This is a genomic window from Thermomonas sp., assembly GCF_041905325.1.
Classification (GTDB): Bacteria; Pseudomonadota; Gammaproteobacteria; order Xanthomonadales; family Xanthomonadaceae; genus Thermomonas.
The window spans coordinates 1-4,467 of record NZ_JAYRLK010000021.1; the positions used below are offsets into that span (position 1 = coordinate 1).

Consider the following 4,467-nt stretch of genomic DNA (forward strand, 5'->3'; position numbering starts at 1 on the left):
TGCTGAACCTGCTGCGCTCGCTCGCGCAATTGCTCGAATCCCACGGCATGGGCGGCACCGCACCTTCGGCCGATGCAGCCCCGTCACCGCCAGCGGACGCCGTTGACGCGTCCACCCCGGAGCCGGCCGCGATCTGGCCGCACCCACCTCGCCGCAAGGCTCCCCCGTTCGTGACCACCTCGTGATCGCCCCCATCCGCGCCATCACCCTCGATCTCGATGACACCCTGTGGCCGTTCGCGCCGATCGGTGAGCGCATCGAGACCGCCCTGCAGGCGTGGTTCCAGACACATAGCCCGCGCACCGCCGAACGCTTCCCGATCGCGGAAATGCGCGCGCTGCGTGAACGGGTGATGGCGGAACTGCCGGAGCTGTCGCATGACCTCGGCCTGCTGCGGCGGCTGACCATCGAACGTGCCCTGCGCGAGAGTGGCGACGATCCGGAATTGGCCAGCGCCGCGTATGGCATCTTCTTTCGCGAACGCAATCAGGTCGATTTCTTCGCCGATGCACTCGACGGCTTGCGCCGCATCGCCGCGCAGGTGCCGGTGGCGGCACTGACCAATGGCAATGCCGACCTCGCCGCCATCGGCATCAGCCAGCATTTCCAATTCGAATTGACCGCACGCGAATACGGCGCGCCGAAGCCGGATGCCGGGATTTTCCTGGAGGCCTGCCAACGCCTGGGCACCCCGCCCGAGCAAGTCCTGCATGTGGGCGACGATCCACGCGTGGACATCGCCGGCGCAGCCCATGCCGGCCTGCGCACCTGCTGGATCGACCGCGGTCTGCACGTCTGGCCGGAGGCGCAGCCTGCTGCCGATCTGCGGGTAACGACGCTCACCGAATTGGCGGATTGGCTGGAGACCGGGGCGATCTTGAAGAAGGTGGCCTGAGCCGCGGATTCGCGGCTACAGCCACCCCTTCTGCCGCGCCAGTCGATAGGCTTCGATGCGATTTCCCACACCCAGTTTGCCGATGGCCTCGGACAGGTAATTGCGCACGGTACCGTGGGAAAGATTGAGCTTCTGCGCGATCTCACCCGCGGACAGGCCTTCGCCGGCCAGACGCAGGGCCTGGCGTTCGCGATCGGTCAGCGGGTCGGCCTCGCCCCAGGCTTCCAACGCCAGCGCGGGATCAATCGCGCGCCCGCCTCGGTGAACCTGGCGAATGGCCTCAGCCAGTTGTTCCGCCGGCGCATCCTTCAGCAGATAGCCGCGCACGCCGGCATCCAGCGCGCGACGCAGGAAGCCTGCGCGGGCGAAGGTGGTGATGATCACCACCTTGATCGGCAGTTCGTGTCGGGCGATGCGCTGGGCCAATTCCAGCCCGGTCAGGCCGGGCATCTCGATGTCGGTCAACAGCACATCGGGCTTGAGCCGCTGCAGTTCGCGCCAGGCCGCTTCGCCATCGGCGGCGCTGCCCACGATCTCCAGGTCCGACTCCAGCGCCAACAGCGCGGCCAGGGCACCCCGCAGCAGGGTCTGGTCTTCGGCCAGCAGGATGCGGATCATGCCTGTATCCGTGGCGTCGCGGCAGGCTCCGCCGCATCGACCGCGCGCAATGGCAGGAGGGCTTCACGCCATGCCAGCGGCACCCGCACCAACAGCCGGGTTCCGCCACCGCGGGGGGAATCCACGCTCAGGCTGCCGTCCAAGGCACGGATGCGGTCACGCATGCCGGACAAGCCATTGCCATCCACCGTGACGCCGCCGCAGCCGTTGTCGCTGATGCGCAATTGCACGGCTTTGTCTTCGCGGGTGAATTCCACCTGCGCCTGCGCGGCCTCGGCATGGCGACAGATATTGGTGACCGCTTCGCGCAGCACCAGCGCCAGCCCGCGCTCCACGTCCGGCGGCAAGCCCGCCGGTGTCGGGCCGTAGTCCAATTGCACCCCGGCCGATTCCAGCATCAGCTTTGCCGATGCCAGCTCCGCGGCAAGGTCGGTTGCGCGGATCCCGGTGACGGCGCTGCGTACCTGCGCCAGCGCTTCGCGCGCCACGGTCTCGGCTTCGGCCAACTCACGCTTCGATGCGGCCGGGTCGCGTTCGAACAATTTGCGCGACAGCTCCAGCTTCAGGGTGATCAGTGACAGCGTGTGCCCCAGCAAATCGTGCAGGTCACGGCCGATGCGTTCGCGCTCGGCGGTAGCGGCAAGCTTGCGGACTTCCTCTTGCGACAGCGCCAGTGCGGCATCTTTCTCCTGACTGACGTGCTCGACATTGACGATGATTCCGATCACCAGGGTCATGGCCGGCACCCACAGCCACAGCTCGCGCGGATAGCCCAGCCACGTCGCCACGCCCACGTAGACCAGGTTCATCGCCAGCAATTGCAGGATGTATTTCCCCAGCACCAGCCGATGCGCCGTGATGCGCAGCATCACGCAGCCGAACACGAAGTAGCTCAGACCCGAGGGGTACCAGCGCAACAGCAGCAGGCTCAACGCCGCCATGCCGATGGCGTAGCTCCATGCGGTTCGCCGCGACGCCAGCAAGGTCTTTGCGTACAGCCACAGGAAGGTGGGGTAGGACACCGCGGTCAAGCCCGCCCATAACCGGGTGTAGTGACCATCGCCCATCAGCGGCGTCAGGAACACCCACAGCGACCACAACAGATGCACACCATCGGTCCACGGCGATTTTCCGCGCCGGATCGCGGCAGCGACCGACGAATCCGGTGCGGGCGTGAAATGGCGACGTAGCCAAACGGGGATCATCATCCGCGCATCCTAAGCCAAGCCATCAACCGTAGCGCCGCAGGCGGCGCGCGGCGATCCACAGGAAGCCGACGGTGAAGCCGAGCAGGATCAGCACATGCGGCAGGCCTGCACCCGTGTCGAAGCCAACCGCCGACAAGGCCAGCGCGTTCAAGTGATAGCTCGGCCAGATCGGTGCCAGCTGTTGCAGCACCGCCGGCATCATCTTCAGCGGGAACCACAGCCCGGACAGGAAGGCCATCGGCAGGTAGATCATGTTGAGCAGCCCGGGCGCACCCTGGCCCTTGAGGAGGGTGCCGACCAGCAGGCCCAGCGCGCAGAACGGCAACACGCCGAGTGCATCCACCCACAACAGCCGCGCGATCTGCGTGCCGGTCAGCGGCGCATGCCCCACGCTCAGCGCAAGCATCAACAGCAATGCACCGACCACCAGCGCCACGATCACCGCCATCAGCATCTTGCCGGCCAAATAGGCACCCGGCGGCATCGGCAATGCACGCTTCAAGGTCAGCAAGCCGCTGTCGCGCTCCAGCGCCAGCGACACGCCGAAACCGAACAGGCCCGGTGCCATCACGCCGAAGGTGCTGTAGCTGGCCAGCATGTAGCGGGCGGCCTCGCTATTGCCGTGATTGAGCACGAGACCGAACATCACGAAGAACACGTTCGGGAACAGGATGATCGGCAGCAGGAAGCCGGGGTTGCGCAGGTAACGCAGGATTTCACTGCGCGCTTCCTGCAGGTAGGCGCCGAAGACACGGCGGCGCGGCATGGTGGCGGTCATGGCGTTCATCAGGCGGCTTCCTGCAGGTCGAGGTTGTCATCACGGGTCAGCTCGGTGAAGGCTTCGGCCAAGCCCGCGGCACGCACTTCCAGTTGCGCCAGCGTGGCGTCCTGCGCCAGCAGGCGCCGTACCAGAAGTTCGGAATGTTCGGTGCACAGGCACAGGCGTTCACCATCGCGACGCGCCTCGGCCACTTCCGGCCAGCGCGCCACCTCGGCCAGCGGCAATGCGGTGGCGCACCACACCCGTTTCATGCCGATGCGCGCACGCAAGGCCTCCACGCTGCCTTCGCTGATCACCCTGCCGCGCGCCATCACGCAGACACGGTCGGCCAAGGCTTCGGCTTCTTCCAGGTAATGCGTGGTCAGCACCACGCCATTGCCTTCGGCCACCAGATGGCGGATCGCGACCCACAGTTTTTGCCGCGCCTCGATGTCCATGCCCACGGTGGGCTCATCGAGGAACAGCAGGCTGGGCCGCCCGCACAACGCCAATGCGAACTGCACCCGGCGCTGCTGGCCGCCGGAGAGCTTGCCGTAATGGCGGCCCAACAAATCCGACACACCCGCCAGCTCGGCGCTCTCGGACACGCTGCGTGGATTGGGGTAGTAGCTGGCCGTCAGCCGGATCAATTCACCCACCTTCAAGGTCGGCGGCAGTTGTGCGTCCTGCAGCATCACGCCGATGTGGCGACGCGCGGTGATGTCCTGCGGGTCGCGGCCGAACAATTCCACCCCGCCGGCATCGGCACGGATCAAGCCCAGGAGCAAGCCGATCGCGGTGGTCTTGCCCGCCCCGTTCGGCCCCAGCAAGGCCAGCAATTCGCCGGCGCGCAATTCCAGATCGATGCCTTGCAGGGCCTCGACCGCGCCATAGCGTTTGCGCGCACCATTCAATCGCGCCAGTACATGTTTCATCGCTTGCATGGGTAACACTCCGCGGAGATCGGCACCCATGCTCACCGCGCG

At 66.4% G+C, this 4,467-nt stretch carries 6 protein-coding genes; 2 read left to right on the forward strand and 4 right to left on the reverse strand.

What is annotated here, in order from left to right:
* Together ACE3OK_RS12245 and ACE3OK_RS12250 are read left to right on the forward strand one after the other, a co-directional pair.
* Positions 1-185: hypothetical protein (locus ACE3OK_RS12245; protein WP_374249831.1), on the forward strand; the 185-nt coding region annotated here is incomplete at its 5' end.
* Complete coding sequence (locus ACE3OK_RS12250; protein WP_374249832.1) at positions 182-895, forward strand: HAD family hydrolase; 714 nt, start codon at positions 182-184, stop codon at positions 893-895. The genes ACE3OK_RS12245 and ACE3OK_RS12250, both read left to right, overlap by 4 nt.
* A gap of 15 nt (positions 896-910) precedes the next feature.
* Here the strand turns inward: ACE3OK_RS12250 and ACE3OK_RS12255 are convergent, their stop codons facing one another.
* The 4 genes from ACE3OK_RS12255 to ACE3OK_RS12270 are packed head-to-tail and all read right to left on the reverse strand — an operon-like array spanning position 911 to position 4,425.
* Positions 911-1,513 carry a DNA-binding response regulator gene (locus ACE3OK_RS12255; RefSeq protein WP_374249833.1) on the reverse strand — a complete coding sequence of 201 codons (603 nt, stop codon included), beginning with the start codon at positions 1,511-1,513 and terminating at the stop codon, positions 911-913.
* A complete protein-coding gene (locus tag ACE3OK_RS12260) occupies positions 1,510-2,718 on the reverse strand; it encodes a sensor histidine kinase (protein ID WP_374249836.1) in 1,209 nt (402 codons plus the stop codon). Before ACE3OK_RS12260 ends, ACE3OK_RS12255 begins: the two co-directional genes overlap by 4 nt.
* 25 nt (positions 2,719-2,743) lie before the next feature.
* Positions 2,744-3,508, reverse strand: coding sequence for an ABC transporter permease (locus ACE3OK_RS12265; RefSeq protein ID WP_374249834.1), 765 nt, complete (start codon positions 3,506-3,508; stop codon positions 2,744-2,746).
* Positions 3,508-4,425, reverse strand: a complete 918-nt coding sequence (locus tag ACE3OK_RS12270; RefSeq protein ID WP_374249835.1) for an ABC transporter ATP-binding protein — start codon at positions 4,423-4,425, stop codon at positions 3,508-3,510. The genes ACE3OK_RS12265 and ACE3OK_RS12270 overlap by 1 nt, the downstream gene beginning before the upstream one ends.
* Positions 4,426-4,467 lie beyond the last annotated feature (42 nt).